The following is a 16789-nucleotide window of genomic DNA, read 5'->3' as shown; positions in this document are numbered from 1 at the left end:
TTTAACACGCTCTGTTCACATACCACAGGGATGGTATGTACACCGGCTTTATGAAATGGCCGGCGATAAAGAGGCCGCCCTCGGTCTGGAAACTTCAGGCGGCCCAACATTTATAGTTTTCACCATAAACTTTTTGCAATATGGCAAAAATGACTGAATCGGGAAAGCGCGATTTCGTTTCGCAGATGATCACTATTCTGCAACAGAACACTACGCTGCTTACCGATAGTGGTTTCGATCCAACGGCAAAAATAACTCAGCTGCAAAGCGAGTTAGCTGCTGCCGACGAGGCCGAAGGTCGTCAAACCGATGCCAAAGCTGCTGCAAAAGCCGCCACACAAGAGGCCATACAAACGCTTAAAACGGCATACGACGATGGATCGGCCAGTGTAGAGATCATTGCCGGTTTTCTGGGCAAGGATCATCCTTTGGTCCAGGAGCTTCGAAAACTGCGCAAAGTCAAAAGCAAAGCGGAGACTGTCTCCGACGAGGCTTAGACACGAACTTTTAAAGCGGCCATCCTGTTTTTCGGGATGGCTTCTTTGTGGCAGCCTGTTTAAAAATCAGTGTGAATGACCCCCTAAATCCCCCAAAGGGGGCCTATTTGATTCTTTTATCTTTGCCGGTGATTTCCGCGAATTCTGATTTTCTTATTTGTAGTTACAACGAAACAACTTTTCTTTAAATTGAATTGTTCTTTTGAACCAATCCCCCGTATTTTTGCTTTGCGCCCCGGGATACTTGCTTTGTGCCCCATGGGGACCGAACCGTGAAAACAGGGGATGAATCCACGCCCTCAGGGGATTGTTTGGCGAAAACAGGGGATCATTTTCAGCCCTAAAGGGCTCGATTCCGGTACTTTGTTACTCGCTTTGCGCCCCAGGGGGATGGAAGCGCGCCCCAAGGGGATAATTCTGAGTAGACCGGGGATAGGGCCCTGCCCCTGGGAGAAGATTCCGTGCCCCAATGCAAAAAGTTTATGAAGGTCCCATTGGGTAAGGGATTGGGAGGTTTGGCATAATTTCTGAATAACTTTAATTAGGATTCTGATTCCATACTTTTCTTCAGCAGAATATTCCAAATTCTTTTATTTCTTTTTGTTGCAAAAATGTTTCGGAAGAATGGTTACTTTTGAAAAGTAACGAAGCATTTATTTTTTTGAAAATTAATTAAGTTTTGGGTTTTAAAATAAAGAGAAAGAAAGCAAATATCTTAGTAACAGGTTCTCATCGATCAGGTTCTACGTGGGTCGGAAGTGTGATTCGGAGATCAAAACAAGTATACCATGTTCACGAACCTTTTAACATTAGCACTCATAAAGAATCACCTTTCCCTTTTAAATATTGGTTTGAGTATGTTTCGGGTGAATCTTCAGAAGATTATCAGAGGAGAGTGATTAAATATATAAGAAGCTACTCTCAGTTTAAATTTCAGGATATTTTTGTCAGGATTTTTCGAATAAAATCGCGTAAAACACTAAAAAAATATCTTTTAAGAATAACAGGAATTAGTCATAGGCGAAGAAAATTATACAAAGATCCCATTGCACTAATGTCTGCAGAGTGGTTATCGCAGGAATTACCTGCCCAGGTCGTTGTTTTAATTAGGCATCCAGCAGCATTTGTTGCCAGCATTAAAGTTAAAGACTGGAAGTTTGATTTTACCCACTTTCTTAATCAGGAACATCTTATGAAACGCTACTTGCCTAATTTTGAAATTGATTTGCAGGAGTATTCTCAGAATGAAAAAGATATTATTGATCAGGGCATTTTGATGTGGAATATTTTTCATTCTGTAATTATTCGTTATATGAATGAGTACGAGGATCAATGGTATTTTGTTCGTCATGAGGATTTGAGTCTTGATCCAAAGCATGAATATGAAAAAATGTTTGAATATCTTAATTTAAGAATGACAAGAAAAGTGCAAAAATATATTATCAAATCGACGACTTCGAAAAAGAAAAGTTTGCTAAAAAGAGATTCTAAAAAAAATATTAAATCATGGAAACAGCGTTTGACAGAAGATGAAATAAACCGAATTAAAGATGGTACAAAACTGATTAGTTCCATGTTTTATTCTGCGGTTGATTGGTAGGCTTCTCAATAAAACTTTCATTAGATAGTATTTTAACATTTGTGGTGAAAGAGTTGTTTTTTAAAGGATACCGCTTTAATATAACTATGGATATATCTTGTGCACGAGGGCTATTATATTGGTCTGTTCAACGATAAAGTTGTATGACAAGCAAAAAACATTTACTGCTTTTTTAATTTGTCGATATGGTAGCATTGTTCACTAGAAAAGTTAATTTTGGACATAGACAATAAAATCTTAACCAAGATTTGTAGACATAGAATAGCTTATCATTTGCATCAGCTAACTTAAAAGGTATGAGACGTAGCGTAACAATCATAAATCTACCTAAAATAGAGGATAATAGAGGCAACCTAACTTTTATCGAAGAGCTGAATCACATTCCCTTCGATATTAAAAGAGCTTACTGGATTTATGATGTTCCCGGAGGACAAAAGCGAGGTGGACATGCTTTTAAGGAACAAGAGGAATTTATTGTAGCGTTATCAGGTAGTTTTGATGTTGTAATTCAAGACGGAGAAGGAGAAGTAAAATATTCCTTGAACAGGTCTTATTATGGTTTGTATGTGCCTAACGGTTTGTGGAGGGAAATGAATAATTTCTCGACTAACTCGCTTGCTTTAGTATTGAGCTCTACTTTTTTTGATGAATCAGATTATATTCGCGACTTTGAAAAATATCTAAAATGGATAAACGGTTAGAAACGAGAATCAAAGATTGCGAGGTCCTGCAGTTACCCAAAATTCACAACAGAGCAGGAAATATCACGGCGCTTGAGAATGAGCATTCAATCCCTTTTCCAATAAAGCGAGTTTATTATTTGTACGATATTCCAGGAGGAGAGGAAAGAGGTGGACATGCACATAAAAATCTGGAGCAAATTATAATTGCTGCTAGTGGTGCTTTTGATGTCCTGCTTGATGATGGAAATCAAAGAAAAATAGTTCATTTAGACAGACCTTATGTTGGATTACACATTGTCCCCGGTATTTGGCGTGAATTATTGAATTTTTCTTCAGGTGCCGTTTGTTTAGTCTTAGCTTCACTGAAATATGATGAAGCTGATTATTGGAGAGATTATAATTCATTTTTGAAATTCAAGTAATGAGATGAACTTAATACATCCCAACACCGACGTAAAAGCGAAAAATATTGGAGAAGGAACTCGGATTTGGCAATATTGCGTAATTCTCGAGAATGCTGTTGTCGGGAAGAATTGTAATATTAATTGTCATGTTTTTATCGAGAACGACGTGGTGATAGGCGACAACGTTACAATAAAGTCAGGTGTTCAACTTTGGGATGGGATCAGGGTGGAAGACAATGTATTTATAGGACCCAATGTTACATTTACCAATGATAAATATCCCCGCTCGAAAAATTATTTAAATGAGTTACAAAAGACTATTATTAAGAAAGGTGCTTCTATTGGAGCTGGATCAGTTATTCTGGGTGGTATAACGATTGGGAAGAATTCAATGATTGGTGCAGGAAGTGTGGTGACGAAATCAGTTCCTGATAACGAGCTTTGGTTTGGTAATCCTGCACAATTTGTCAAAAAAATATATAAATAAAAAGATAGAAGTAAGTACTTTTGATACTCCACCTAACCAGAATTAAAACAATTTGTACAATGAGGTTAAAAGATTATTTTTCAGAGAAACAGATCATTCGGGATGCAATTATAAAAAATACCTATTATACAACTTCATCATTACCTCAATCGGTAACGTTCGCTTTGGATTTGAAGAATATCGATTTGGCTAATAATAATCCCAATGTAACAGCAATCATTACAAATAATGAATCGTCACATCTTGTTAGTATCGATAAAGGATTGGTTATTAGCAAAAGCCCTAAAAAAGACTTTTTTTTACTGCATAACTTTCTAATCGAAAAGCAGGTAATGGAGCTTAAATATGATTGGGGGATTGACAAGTCTGCGCAAATACATGAAACAGCTATTATTGGAGAAGAAGTTTTTATCGGAAAGAATGTAATTATTGATAAGAATGTCATTGTTGAAAATTATTCAATAATTGGAGATGGCACTTATATTGGACCCAATGCTGTGATCGGCGCACGTGGTATGCATAATACTTTTGTCGACGGTGAATTAATTTATGTTGAAGATGCAGGTGGTGTAAAAATCGGTAAAGGATGCGAAATTCTGGCAAATGCAATTGTTCAGAAGAACTATTTTTGCAATTACACAGAAATTGGCGATTATAATAAAATTAGTGTGAATACAAGTATTGCACATGCTACCACTATTGGAAATAGAAATCTAATTGCAGGAGGTTCTACAATTAGCGGATATTGTTCCATTGGAGACAATAACTGGATAGGACCCTCTACGGTAATTGCTCATAATATAAAGATTGGTAATGGTAGTAGTATTAAAATAGGAAGCGTAGTTGTTTCGAATGTGGAAGATGGAAAGGAGATTTCTGGAAATTTTGCAGTAAAACATAAATCTACGCTCAGAATGTTTGTAAAAAATCAATAACAATGGAGTACAAGGAATCGATTGAAGTCAGTTTTAAAGGACAAAGGAATTATGTCCAAGGTCCGGACATTTTTAATAAGGTTACGGATATTTTAGCCCAAAAAAAGATTCATTTCTTGTCAATTAGCATGACCTTCAATAAAATGGCAAGAACGAACATAGATCTTTATTTAAGTGATCAGAAAGATTCATTGAATAAGGAACATAATGCTTATTTTGAAGTTATTAAGGATGAAAATGTTTCTTTATTTGGATCAATCGTTGAAAATGGAGATCCAATCACCTCGAGAAATGAATATCCTGAAGAAGAAATATTTTCTTTGGCAAAAATTAACAAAGATTCGCAAACGATATCACTTCTAGAAACAGTAGAATATTCAAATACAGAGATAATAGTATCATTAAATAAGAGATTGTTACAGCAGCTATATCCTGATAAAAAAGGAAAGTGGCTTTTTACCAGATTTGAGGTAAGTGGTGATATAACGAATAGTTATAAGGATATGGTTCTTATATTAAAAAAGAATATGAATTTTAAACTGACAAAAACCGAGATATTGTTGGATGGTGAGTCAGTTGGATTTATATATTTCTCAATGATAAATCAAAATTAGGATGGTTGGAATAAAATCGATAGCTTATTATATCCCGGAAAGAAAACGATCAAATTACAACTTAAAAGAAAAATTTCAGATTGATGATTCATTTATTGAATCAAGGATTGGAATAAAAGAAGTTGCATTAAAAGAAGAAAATGAAGAGGCTTCCGATTTATGTGTTAAGGCTTATGAGGAGCTAACCGGCAATACAGGCATCAACATTGATAATATAGATTGTATTGTAGTTGTTACTCAAAATCCGGATTATAACATTCCTCACACATCTGCAATTGTACATGGTAAATTGGGTGCAAAGGAGACTTGTGCCTGTTTTGATGTTTCATTGGGTTGCTCAGGTTATGTTTATGGCCTTTCTGTCATTAAAAGTTTTATGGAAGGTAATGGATTTAGTAATGGATTGTTATTTACAGGGGATCCATACTCCAAGAATATTAATCCGGAAGATAAAAATACTTATTTACTTTTTGGTGATGCTGCTTCGGTAACCTGGATGGCAGAGGATTTTACATACGAGATTGCCAAGACAGATTTTGGAACGATGGGTAAAGACCATGCTGAACTGATATGTGATGGGAAAATATCGATGAACGGAAGGGCAATTTTTAACTTTGCAGCCAGAAAAGTACCGGGGAGCGTAAAAAAGGCGCTAAAAATAAATGATACAGAAATTACAAATATTGATTTTGTTATTTTTCATCAAGGCAGTAAATATATTGTCGATACTTTATCTGGTTTTTTAAAATTAAATGAAGATAAGGCCCCATTTGATATTGCAGATTATGGTAACACTGTATCTTCTTCAATTCCGATAATATTAGCTAAAAATTTTGAAAACAATAAGAAGAATATTTTAATAACAGGTTTTGGTGTAGGTCTTTCATGGGCCACCACAATTCTTAAGCATAAAAATTAAATAATGGAGATTAAAGAAAAAGTAATTGAATTATTAAAAGGAGATAAAAACGTAGGTTTAGACTTTAATAAGTTAAAAACAGATTATTCTTTAAACGACCAGGGAATGGATTCGCTAGGAAAAATGACCCTGTTTTTTGGAATTGAAGAAGAATTTAACATTGAAGTTCCGGATGAAGAGGTAGACAGTGTGGATACTATAGATGAAATTGTCAAATTGGTAGAAAGTAAATTATAAGGATAATACTTTTGGAAGTATTGATAGGATGATTAAATTTCTTGATTTAAAAGCAATTAACGATAGTTTTGAGCCTGAACTTAGCCAGGCAATCAAACGTGTTATGGATTCAGGATGGTACCTGCTTGGCGAAGAGGTAAAAGCTTTTGAAAAGGAGTATGCCGAGTTTATTGGTACAAAGTATTGTGTTGGAGCAGCAAATGGATTGGATGCTTTGCGATTAATTTTCAGGTCCTATATCGAGATGGGATATATGAAAGAAGGTGACGAGGTTATTGTTCCGGCCAATACGTTTATTGCATCCTTGTTGGCTATTTCTGATAATAAACTCAAACCGGTTTTAGTTGAGCCGAGCCTTGAAACATACAACATCGATCCTGGAGAAATAGAAAATAAAATAACTAGACGAACAAAGGCGATTCTTATTGTCCATCTGTATGGTCAGAATGCTATGTGTCCTGAAATTGAAAAAATAGTTCAAAAATATGACCTGAAGCTGGTTGAGGATAATGCACAGGCAATTGGAGCATATTTTGGAAAAACAAGGACAGGGTCGATTGGAGACGCAGCTGGTCATAGTTTTTATCCCGGAAAGAATTTAGGTGCATTAGGAGATGGAGGTGCTGTTACAACAGATGATAAGGAATTGGCTGGAATCATACGAGCATTAGCGAATTATGGATCTAAAAAAAAGTACGTTCACGATTTTAAGGGACTAAACTCACGATTGGATGAAATTCAGGCGGCAGTTCTTAGGGAAAAACTTAAAAGACTTGATGCAGATAATCAACGAAGAAATGAGATTGCCCAATATTACTGTGAGAACATTAATCATCCTGACGTAATTCTGCCAAAGGCAGCGGACTATTTTAGATCAAAATCGTCTTACTTAGAACATGTTTGGCACCTTTTTGTAATTCGTTATTCCGAAAGGGAAAGATTACAGCAAATTCTGGTCGGGAATGGAATTCAAACTCAAATTCATTATCCGGTGGCTCCTCATAAGCAAAGCGCATATAGTGAATTGCATTCAATATCATATCCTATAACAGAAGCGATACAGGAATCTGTATTAAGTTTACCCATGAGTCAGGTTATGGATGATAAAAGCGTTGAGCAGGTTTGTAAGACCATAAATAAATTTTAGCACAGAATGTCTAAGATTATTGTTCACATAGGATTGCCAAAAACAGCCACAACAACATTACAAAAAGAATTTTTCCCTAATCTGGATTCCGAAGAAATTTTATATGCCGGGATATATCAACCCCGTTCAGTTAATCAAAGAAATTTATACAAAGAGCTATATAAGACAATAATAACCGGAGTTGGAATCAAGAAGGTTCAGGGATTAATTGAAAAAGTATTTAAGGAGGGAAGAGACGTACTAATATCTGAAGAAAGCATAGTGGTTTCGGAAAAGGCCGCTAATTGGAGAGAAAAAATTTCAAACCTGTATAAAATCCTCCAACCTTTTGAACATCAATTATTAGTTTCAGTAAGAGAGCCGGTAAGTGCTTCGTTTTCCTATTATGTCGAATTATATCATAATTTCAGAAAGTTAAATAAGAACTTTGTTGATTTAGTTTTACAAGAAGAAAGTATGGAGATTTTCCATTACAAAACTTTTTTTACTTATCTCTTTCAATATTTTAATGAGCAAGACATCACGGTATTGAAATTTGAAGATATTATTACAAATTCAACAATTGAAGCCATCGATATTGATAACTTTGACTACTCGATAGCAAGAAATGTGAAAATCAAAAAACACAATGCAAAAAAAGCTGGCAGCGGAGTTGTATATCAGGAGCATTCCAGTAAAATACCCCTTCTAAAAAATTTTAAGAATGTATTTCAAAAATTAGGATTGTTTGAATTAATTGAAGGATCATTCTTTGAAAAAACCCTTAAGAAATTCTACAATAAATTCTATTCAGTTGAGGTAAACAGACAGTTCAAAGTAGAAAAGCCAGATGAAGACAAATTCATTGTATTGAGGAATGCGCTGAAAGAAGAGACTCAATATCTTAAGAGGAACTTTAATATTGTATATTAGCATGGCTTTAGATTCTTAATCTAGTAACTTAATAATTCAAGGATTACTTTATTGACGGAAAATTCACTTAAACATACAACCACCAAAGGTATCATATGGAGTGCCATTGATAAGTTTTCAGTAAGGGGGGTTGAATTTTTAATAGGAATAATTTTAGCACGCTTGCTTACACCTTCCGACTTTGGATTGATAGGTATGCTGGCGATTTTTATCGCTATTTCTCAAACATTCATTGATAGTGGAATGGGATCCGGTCTCATTCAAAGTCAGGAAAGAACAAGTGAAGATTATTCCACCGTGTTTGTATTTAATCTGGTTGTAAGTTCAATCTTTTATCTTATTTTATTCGTTACTGCCCCTCTAATCGCTAAATTTTATAAAACAACTGAACTGATTGATATTCTGAGGGTAATAGGATTAAGTTTGGTTATTCGATCCTTATCTATTGTACAATACTCAAGACTAACCATAGCAATGGATTTTAAAACACTGGCTAAAGCAAATATAATTTCTGTTGTTTTAAGTGGTGCGATTGCTATCTATTTCGCCTATAAAGGAATTGGAGTATGGGCATTAGTACTTAGGCAAATATTAGGTTCATTATTCACAGTAATCGCGTTATGGTATTTTAGCAGGTGGAGGCCTTCATTAAAGTTCTCCAGAGAATCTTTTAAAAAATTGTTTGGATACGGATCTAAACTACTAATGGCCGGGATATATGCAAAAATCTTTCAAAACCTGAATGAAATTATTATTGGTAGGGCTTATGACGCAGGAAGTCTTGGATTTTATACCCAGGCGAAGAAATTCTCAAATTTAGCTGCCATTACTGTATCTAACATTTTTCAACAAGTATCATTTCCTGTGCTATCTTCTCTGCAGAGCAACCGTGAAAAGATGATTTCGGTATACAGACAGCTAATTAAAATGTCGGGATATGTCATGTTTTTTTTAATGGCCACTTTTGCGGTTTTAGCCGAACCATTTATCGATTTCTTTTTGGGGGAAAAATGGGCAGCCACTGTACCATTACTTCAATGGTTATGTATGTCGTATCTTTTTTATCCAATAAGTGCCTTAAATTTGAACATTCTAAATGCAAACGGAAGATCAGATTTATTTATGAAAATAGATATGATTAAATCGCCACTGACCATTATTGCTTTGATTATAACAGTTCCTATTAGTGTGGAAGCTATCGTGATTGGCCGAGTTATAGTAACTCTAATAAATTTCTTCATAAATGCATACATGCCCGGAAAACTTTATGGTTATGGAGCTTTGGCACAATTTAAAGATTTATGGAAAATGGTGTTTGCGACCGGCCTGACTGCGTTAATTACTGTATTTGCCATAACCTTAGTTGACAGCTCCATACTTAAATTAATGTTTGGAATATTTACTTCACTAATGATTTATTGGGGTTTCAGCGTATTGTTTAAATTTAAAGAATTGAGCGAGTTTAAAGAATTAATTCGCAAAATGATTAGGAAATAAAATGCATATGCCTGAGAAAATAAAACCACTGGTATCTGTTACGGTAATTACTTATAATTCTTCGAAGTATATTCTGGAAACTTTAGACAGCATAAAAGCTCAAACCTATAAAAATATTGAGCTTATAATCAGTGATGATTGTTCTACAGACACTACGGTAAACTTGTGCGAAAGTTGGTTAAATAAGAACAAGACCAGGTTTGTGAACGCATACATGGTTACTACAAATGTTAATACGGGGATAGTTGGAAATAAAAATCGAGCCTTGGAAAAATGCAGTGGAGAATGGATCAAAGGAATTGCCGGAGATGATATATTATTAGCCTCTGGTATTTCAGATAATGTAACATTTGCTCTTCAACATGAGTTCAAGCTAATTTTTTCAAAGTTTGAATACTTATTTGATGATAAATATCCGTTAGCTTCGAAAAATAAGTATAATGCCGAAAAGAATTTTTCTCGATTTTCAAGTGAGAATCAATTCTGTGAATTATTAAAATATAATTTTGTTCCGGCGGCAACCGGATTTGTACAATTCGATTTCTTAAAAAATATCGGTGGTTACAATCCTAAATATCCTATGCTTGAGGATTATCCATTGTGGCTAAAAGCGACAAAGAACGGTTACAGACTTGGATTTATGGATAAGGTTACAGTAAACTATCGAATTCATGATCTTTCGGTATCAGGGAATAGCAATTTGCCTAAAGTAAAAAACCAAAAAATTATAAATTCCCGATATTATAAATCGTTACGATTATTTATGAAATCAGAACTGATTCCTGAACAGATAAAAAATAAATTTTATATGCAAGCATACATAAAAATTCTTTTCATCATGAAATCTGACCTTATTTTAAGGTTGGGAAATAAACAGAATATGCCAACGACTTTGGTTTCATATTTGTTTAAGTTGATAAATCCCAATACCTATTTTAAATGATAATTTACAGAAACTAGGGCTTTCCCAAAAAATGTACAAATTCTTTAAAGTTTTTTTCTGCCTGGAAATTTGTCTCCCATTTTTTTATTGCATATATGTCTTTCTTTCGCAATTTCTTTTCATCCAGTTCACGTTTGAGAAATTGAGTCAGTTGTTCGCCACTGACATCTTTATCGATTAACAATCCACATGTATTATCCACCAATTCACCTGTTCCTCCAACATTAGTAGCAATTGCAGGGACACCATATGACATCGCTTCCATAATGCTCACGGGTATTCCTTCTGATTCGCTAACGTTAATGAAAAGACTTATTTTATTTTGTGCATAATACCTATGGAGCTCAGCATTTTTGACATTACCTCTGAACGTATAACTAATATTAGGTTTATCACTTAACAGTTCCTTTGCTAGTGATTCCATTTTTTCTTTTAAAACGCCGCCGCCAAAGTGAATCCACTCAATTCTTTTATTCGGGATTTTAGACAATGCATTTATAATTAAATCAATTCTTTTTATTGAAATAATATTTGAACAGCTTACTATTCTGTATCCATTTAACTTATTTTTATTAGTTAGTTCCTGAACCTTTTTAGTTCCTAATCTGGCTAATGAATAATTAAGGTATTCTTTTCCTAACAAATTGGATTGATAATCTAATCCGTTTTTTGAAATAAAGAATATTCGATTCATGTTCTCAGAAATGAAACGACGAAAAGGCAAATAACTATACTTATTGCGGTAGAAGTATAGATCTCCTCCATGTGTTCTGCATATTGCTTTATATGCAGGAATTTCTTTTTTTATTAATGTTATAGATAGCGCTGTGTAATCCTGCCAATAGGCATAAAGCATTGAATTATTTTGTATGTGGGGAAGCGCGTTTTTCTTAAAGTACTGTTTAAGGTTAAAGGCTTTGAAAGCATTTTCAATAATTGGAATAAAGTGTAAATATTTACGTCCAAAATCCAGATGCTTATTTGTTCTTAATATCTCTTCACGCGCCTTTATTTCGTGAACAATAAGTTGAAAGAATGATTTTAGATGAGCTAAAATATAGAATGCTGTTTGAATTTTTTCCTTAAAACTCAGAGTTTTTGGTTTGCGTATTTGCGTAACATCTGATGGGATTTTTCGGGTCTGATTTTCCTGATCAGTGATGGTGAGAATTACAATTTTTTGGAAAGCGTCGTATAAAAATGGAAATTCAGCTTCCAAAAAGGCTTCCCCAAAGCCATAGGGGAACTTATTGCAAACTAATAACAAATCTTTTTTTTGCTGGCCCATTTAATACATATTTTTATTGCTCAATCTTCTTAATAAAGCGAATTGGGTTGTCTGTCCTCTCCATCAATCTAAAGTATATTTCTCACAAAAATCCCGTCAGCCTGCAGTAACTGGCCGGTATTTGGATTTGAGAAACCACTTTCGAGCGAATATAAATGAAATCCTTTACTGCTGAGGTAATGAATCATATCGAGGTATAGCATTTCATTTTCATAAAGAGGCACCAATGACATTTCCAGTTGTAAAACTTCAACATCCTTTAATGAATTTTCAGCACCTTCAAGCACATGCTTTTCAAAGCCCTGCGTGTCAATCTTCATCATGATCCTGGATTCCTTTTTGTAAAAACTTTTAAAAACGGAATCAAAGGTTTTTAATTGAATTTCTTCTTTGGCCACATAACGCGAATTAGGAGCGCTTTCAACATGAGTTGGCATGATATTCAGGATAGAACTGCTATACGAATTATTTGAAATATTTATTTCTGTTTCCGTATTTTCATTTCCCAGGCCATAATGGTTAATAATCCAGTTCTTATCGTTTTTAGAATTGTTTTTTAGCTGTTCAAAAGCTGCAGACATTGGTTCGAACGAAATGATCTTGCCACTGTAACCGGCTTTTCGCATTATTAAAGCGTATCGTCCAACATTCGCGCCAATATCAAACAATGTATCAATTTGATAAGTATTTAATATTTTAATGCGACGTTTGAGGTCGGCATTAAAGTATTTTTCCATTTGAACACCAACCTTTTTTACAAATTTCATGATGGTATAAGATTTTGATTTTTGAATCTCGAATTAAATAAATCTATCGTAAAAACCGAAAGTTTTTTCTGCATTCGTTTTTGCATCGAAGTTATCCTTCGCAAAAGCGTATCCTTTTTCACCCAATTTTGTTCTTTTCTCTTCGGATTTTAATTGTAACATGCGGTTTTCAAAATCAGTTTGCGAAGAAATGTTGATTAGATAACCCGTTTCTTCATGGATTATTAGTTCATCAACTCCTCCAATCCGGTTCCCGATAGTTGGTTTACCCATTGCGGAGGCTTCAATAATTCCACGGGCAAAATGCGGTTCGGTGAACGGGCAGAATACAATATCAGATGAAGCAATCACCTCGGGAACATCTTTTCGGAAAGGTAAAATAAAGATATTCGGATTATTGCTGGCTTCCTTAATACATTTTTTTTCGTATTTATTGTTGAGCTTTTTCCCAACTATGATAAGTTTATAATCTTGGAACCTATCGTCAAGTTCATTAAAACGCTGTATTAATTCCAATGTTCCATTTGTTGAGGCAATTCTTGCAAGACAAAGGCATACAATGGATGTGTTGGCAAGTTTCAACTCGTCCCTTAATATTTTGGACTTAAGCGCTCTGTTATATGTTTTAAAATCTACAAAATTATATACTACTTCGGCAGGTTTTTGTTTTATTAGCAAATGGCTTTCATCATTTTTGCAAATTGAAATAAAGCCATCGACAAAACGGTAGTTAGCATATTTAAGAATTTTTCCAAAAATATTATCTAATAGCGGTTCACGTACATGCGTAATTACATTAACCTTGGGTTTTAAGGATTTTGCTGCAGCAGCGAACGCAAACAGACAAGTGGTATTGAGGTGAATTAAATCAGGATTGATTCTTTTTATTATTCTCCGGGCTCCCAGGAAAGTGGGAATCAAAAAGACATTATTCTGCAGAAAAAAATGCAAAGACATGCCGGATACTGTAGTTCCGTGGTAGGGAAATAAATACGGTTTTACAATAACCTGTGCTCCGGTACTTTTTAGCAACTCAACCGCAGGACCATTTTTAATGGTTAGAATAATTGGTTCGTACTTTTCCCGATCGATACGCTGAACCAATAAACTCAGACTTTTGGGTGCTCCTCCCAAACGGCCGCTGTGATGAATATATAGGATCTTCTTTTTCTGCATTTTCAGGTAACAAAGGTATTTTTTCGGAACAATGGTTTTAACCCGGCTTTTATGGCCAGGGATTCAATAAAGAACCCAATATGACTGATTATGGTTTGTGGCAGACCAAAATATTTCCGCATAATGTTGAAGCGTTCCTTTAGGCTGTTTTTTTGTTGTTTTCGCGAGACGCCTCCATTCAGAAAACGAGCCACAATGGTTTGGGTAAAAACCGTTTCCCGCGATTTTTTCAGCGCACGTATTACCCAATCAATATCGGCCGACAATTTGTATTCAGTGTTGTATTCTCCTGCAATATTTTTTCTGACTAAGCTTGACTGATGACAGGCGACCATCCCTTTTTTGTAATGCTTCCAGTCTAAATCGATGGGTAGTTTTTTACGTCTCAATCCGAGTTCTTCTCCGGTATTTTCGTCGATAATTACTGTTTCTCCATAAAAAATATCAGCATTTGGATGTTGTTCAAAAGGGATTTTGGAAAGGGTATTCTTTTCGTAAAATGCATCGCCGGCATTCATAAAAAGCACAAAATCGCCGGTGGCTTTTTTCAGCCCTTTGTTCATGGCGTCGTAAATTCCCTGGTCGGGCTCACTCACCCAAAATCCAATATTGTCTTCGTACTTTTTGATAAGGTCAACCGTTCCATCGGTTGATTTCCCATCGATGATCAGGTATTCAAAATTCGGATAATTTTGACCGATTACGCTTCTAATGGTAGATTCGATAAATTGAACTCCATTAAATACAACCGTTATAATACTGATTTTCGGTAATGAATTCATGCGTTTAATTCCGCTTGTAAATGTAAGGAATATCAGTCATATTGTTGAAAAGGTACTATTTCTTCTTACCGTAATAGCCTTTAACAAAACCTCTGGCTTCTTCTTTACCTAATATTTTTGTTTGCCACAGTGCTTTAATTAATCCAAATCCATAGGCAAACACCTGGATGTTTAATGTTATGGGGCTCAACAAGGCAGCAGCCAACGATTTATATTTCATGAAGGCCTCGAAAAATGCCCAAATCACTACAAGCGTATATCCAATGCCTGTAAGCGACCATAAAATTTTTGCTGTTGAAGGAACCAGCAAGGTAAATAACGCCAGCGCAATAATCCCCAGAACAACCATTGCCGGAAGCAAATGAACCGGTTTCAGCATCGACGGGTGTTTCTGCGCCAGGTTGATGCGTGCCACACCCCAGTTAAATATCTGGCGGTAAAATTTCGCTAAACTTGTCCGGCGTTTGTGATAAACAAAAGCATCGGGAATAAGGCCAACTTTGTATCCGGCATCATAAATACGTTGCGAGAAGTCCATGTCCTGGCCGTGACGTAGTTTATTCATGCCGCCAATATGCTCAAATATCCTGCGGTGGACGCCCATATTAAAGCTTCGCGGGTAGAATTTCCCTACCGACTTTTTGCTTCCCCTGGTGCCACCTGTTCCAATCAGCGAAGTCATGGAATAATTTATGGCTTTTAGAAGTGGTGAAAATGACGGGTGGAAAGTATCGGGTCCGCCAAAGGCATCGAAATTGTTTTTAACCACCTCTTTATCGATTTCCTTTAACCAGTGTGGAGGAAACATGCAATCGGAATCAACATAAATGAAATAATCGCCAAGGGCATTAAGCATTCCGTTATTACGAGCTTCTCCAGGGCCTTTATTTTCCTGGTAGATGGCCCGAATGTTTAAGCCGCTTTCCGATTTGTATTTTTCGATAAATTGCTGAAAGCCGTCTTTAGAACCATCATCAACAAACAAGAGCTCAAAATTTTTACGGTCGAACTCTAGTTTCTCGGCCGACTGAAGCAATTCCTGAACTTCATCTACCCGGTTATAAACAGCTACAATAACACTATACTTGATCATGAATTCGATTCGTTTTTTGTTTGAAACGATAAAACATAGTACATGGCTGTGGTAAAGAAATTCCTTAAATATGGAATCCGTGCGATAAGCCCTATTTGTTTTCTTGGTTTTAACGAGAATTTTGCTTCGTAGTTGGGATTGATCAGGTAGTAATGTCTTTTTTCAATCCTGTATTTTTCTTTCTTAACGATCCTTTCAAAACGTTCGATGGAAATACCCGTGTCTTTAATATCCATTCTGCTGCTGATCATTCCGTCCGACTCGCCAAATACACGCATTACAAAGCGGTATAAAAAGCGTGGCAACAAATGCGTATAAGGCACTTTTGATAAGAATTTATTTTTAAATACCTGCTGGTGTCCGCCAAAAGGCATTTGCCACGGGGGAAATCCAAAAAATACAACAGCACCAGGCAGCATAAATTGCTGCAGGAATCCCATGAATTTCTCCTGGTTGGGAATGTGTTCAATCACATCGCGCATGACAATAAAATCGAACTGAGGCAAGGATTTAATGTCGTAGATATTTTCGCAAATAAGCGTTAGATTTTTGTTGTTGGGATGTTCGGTAAAGAATGTTTTGGCGTTGTTGATTTGATTCTGATTCAAATCAATACCCCAGCATTTACATCCTAAATCAAGGAAAGGTTTTAGATTACCGCCTTCTCCACATCCGATTTCCAGTACTTTTGAATCGGGCGTTAATTTTTTAATCTCCTCAATAAACGGGATAACATATTTATTGGTGGTGTATCCCTGTTCCTGAAAGTATTGTAAACGGTTCCCGTGTCTTTTTTGCATGTCAGGCC

General features: G+C 35.5%; 19 protein-coding genes. 13 read left to right on the top strand and 6 right to left on the bottom strand.

Annotated elements, in window-relative coordinates:
• Positions 1-140 precede the first annotated feature (140 nt).
• The 13 genes from WFY05_RS05405 to WFY05_RS05345 all read left to right on the top strand — a co-directional run bounded on the left by WFY05_RS05405 (position 141) and on the right by WFY05_RS05345 (position 10875).
• Positions 141-497 (top strand): hypothetical protein, encoded by a 357-nt coding sequence (locus tag WFY05_RS05405; protein ID WP_340111717.1) that lies wholly within the window; start codon positions 141-143, stop codon positions 495-497.
• A 679-nt stretch (positions 498-1176) separates the two neighbouring features.
• Positions 1177-2097, top strand: coding sequence for a sulfotransferase (locus tag WFY05_RS05400; protein WP_340111716.1), 921 nt, complete (start codon positions 1177-1179; stop codon positions 2095-2097).
• Between the two features lie 296 nt (positions 2098-2393).
• Positions 2394-2798 (top strand): sugar 3,4-ketoisomerase, encoded by a 405-nt coding sequence (locus tag WFY05_RS05395; protein WP_340111715.1) that lies wholly within the window; start codon positions 2394-2396, stop codon positions 2796-2798.
• Complete coding sequence (locus WFY05_RS05390) at positions 2783-3202, top strand: sugar 3,4-ketoisomerase (RefSeq protein WP_340111714.1); 420 nt, start codon at positions 2783-2785, stop codon at positions 3200-3202. The genes WFY05_RS05395 and WFY05_RS05390 overlap by 16 nt, the downstream gene beginning before the upstream one ends.
• A 4-nt stretch (positions 3203-3206) precedes the next feature.
• A complete protein-coding gene (locus tag WFY05_RS05385; RefSeq protein WP_340111713.1) occupies positions 3207-3671 on the top strand; it encodes an acyltransferase in 465 nt (154 codons plus the stop codon).
• A gap of 59 nt (positions 3672-3730) precedes the next feature.
• Entirely contained in the window at positions 3731-4606 is an 876-nt protein-coding gene (locus tag WFY05_RS05380) for an LbetaH domain-containing protein (protein WP_340111712.1), read from the top strand.
• Between the two features lie 2 nt (positions 4607-4608).
• The gene (locus tag WFY05_RS05375; RefSeq protein ID WP_340111711.1) at positions 4609-5220 is read left to right on the top strand and encodes a hypothetical protein; all 612 of its coding nucleotides are present in this window, start codon (positions 4609-4611) and stop codon (positions 5218-5220) included.
• Between the two features lies 1 nt (position 5221).
• The gene (locus tag WFY05_RS05370; protein WP_340111710.1) at positions 5222-6139 is read left to right on the top strand and encodes a ketoacyl-ACP synthase III; all 918 of its coding nucleotides are present in this window, start codon (positions 5222-5224) and stop codon (positions 6137-6139) included.
• A 3-nt stretch (positions 6140-6142) separates the two neighbouring features.
• Positions 6143-6376, top strand: coding sequence for an acyl carrier protein (locus WFY05_RS05365; protein ID WP_340111709.1), 234 nt, complete (start codon positions 6143-6145; stop codon positions 6374-6376).
• 28 nt (positions 6377-6404) lie between these two features.
• Positions 6405-7523: a DegT/DnrJ/EryC1/StrS family aminotransferase gene (locus WFY05_RS05360; protein ID WP_340111708.1), complete on the top strand. Its 1119-nt coding sequence runs from the start codon at positions 6405-6407 to the stop codon at positions 7521-7523.
• A gap of 6 nt (positions 7524-7529) precedes the next feature.
• Entirely contained in the window at positions 7530-8435 is a 906-nt protein-coding gene (locus tag WFY05_RS05355) for a hypothetical protein (RefSeq protein ID WP_340111707.1), read from the top strand.
• 51 nt (positions 8436-8486) lie between these two features.
• Positions 8487-9932, top strand: coding sequence for a lipopolysaccharide biosynthesis protein (locus WFY05_RS05350; RefSeq protein WP_340111705.1), 1446 nt, complete (start codon positions 8487-8489; stop codon positions 9930-9932).
• Between the two features lie 7 nt (positions 9933-9939).
• The gene (locus WFY05_RS05345; protein ID WP_340111704.1) at positions 9940-10875 is read left to right on the top strand and encodes a glycosyltransferase family 2 protein; all 936 of its coding nucleotides are present in this window, start codon (positions 9940-9942) and stop codon (positions 10873-10875) included.
• A 13-nt stretch (positions 10876-10888) separates the two neighbouring features.
• On the opposite strand, the gene WFY05_RS05340 is transcribed toward WFY05_RS05345, so the two are convergent.
• The 6 genes from WFY05_RS05340 to WFY05_RS05315 all read right to left on the bottom strand — a co-directional run bounded on the left by WFY05_RS05340 (position 10889) and on the right by WFY05_RS05315 (position 16781).
• Positions 10889-12163 carry a glycosyltransferase gene (locus WFY05_RS05340; RefSeq protein ID WP_340111703.1) on the bottom strand — a complete coding sequence of 425 codons (1275 nt, stop codon included), beginning with the start codon at positions 12161-12163 and terminating at the stop codon, positions 10889-10891.
• Between the two features lie 68 nt (positions 12164-12231).
• Positions 12232-12930 carry an FkbM family methyltransferase gene (locus WFY05_RS05335; RefSeq protein ID WP_340111701.1) on the bottom strand — a complete coding sequence of 233 codons (699 nt, stop codon included), beginning with the start codon at positions 12928-12930 and terminating at the stop codon, positions 12232-12234.
• A 33-nt stretch (positions 12931-12963) separates the two neighbouring features.
• Positions 12964-14106, bottom strand: a complete 1143-nt coding sequence (locus WFY05_RS05330; RefSeq protein WP_340111700.1) for a glycosyltransferase family 4 protein — start codon at positions 14104-14106, stop codon at positions 12964-12966.
• Between the two features lie 2 nt (positions 14107-14108).
• Positions 14109-14888 carry a glycosyltransferase family 2 protein gene (locus WFY05_RS05325; RefSeq protein WP_340111699.1) on the bottom strand — a complete coding sequence of 260 codons (780 nt, stop codon included), beginning with the start codon at positions 14886-14888 and terminating at the stop codon, positions 14109-14111.
• Positions 14889-14943: 55 nt separating this feature from the next.
• Positions 14944-15981: a glycosyltransferase family 2 protein gene (locus WFY05_RS05320; RefSeq protein WP_340111698.1), complete on the bottom strand. Its 1038-nt coding sequence runs from the start codon at positions 15979-15981 to the stop codon at positions 14944-14946.
• On the bottom strand, positions 15978-16781 hold the full coding sequence (locus WFY05_RS05315) for a class I SAM-dependent methyltransferase (RefSeq protein WP_340111697.1): 804 nt from the start codon (positions 16779-16781) through the stop codon (positions 15978-15980). The genes WFY05_RS05320 and WFY05_RS05315 overlap by 4 nt, the downstream gene beginning before the upstream one ends.
• Between the last annotated feature and the right edge of the window lie 8 nt (positions 16782-16789).

The sequence above is a fragment of the Maribellus mangrovi genome (assembly GCF_037646455.1).
Taxonomy (GTDB): domain Bacteria; phylum Bacteroidota; class Bacteroidia; order Bacteroidales; family Prolixibacteraceae; genus Draconibacterium; species Draconibacterium mangrovi_A.
This window is presented reverse-complemented; position numbering and strand designations above follow the sequence as displayed.